Here is a 313-nt window from a genome sequence, read left to right on the forward strand (position 1 = left end):
AGCTTCGCGAGTGCCAGCCGCCGCGGTAATACGGAGGGTGCAAGCGTTGTTCGGAATTATTGGGCGTAAAGAGCATGTAGGCGGTTTATTAAGTCTGATGTGAAAGCCCACGGCTCAACCGTGGAGGGTCATTGGAAACTGGTAGACTTGAGTACAGAAGAGGAAAGTGGAATTCCATGTGTAGCGGTGAAATGCGTAGATATATGGAGGAACACCAGTGGCGAAGGCGACTTTCTGGTCTGTAACTGACGCTGAGGCGCGAAAGCGTGGGGAGCGAACAGGATTAGATACCCCAGTAGTCCCCGCTCGCTGA

The 313-nt window shown here is 53.0% G+C and carries 1 rRNA gene; it reads left to right on the forward strand.

The features are described 5' to 3' along the window. Positions 1-313: ribosomal RNA gene (locus Ga0451573_RS19075) — 16S ribosomal RNA — on the forward strand; the annotation flags it as partial.

This window comes from Phosphitispora fastidiosa (assembly GCF_019008365.1).
GTDB lineage: Bacteria > Bacillota > Thermincolia > Thermincolales > UBA2595 > Phosphitispora > Phosphitispora fastidiosa.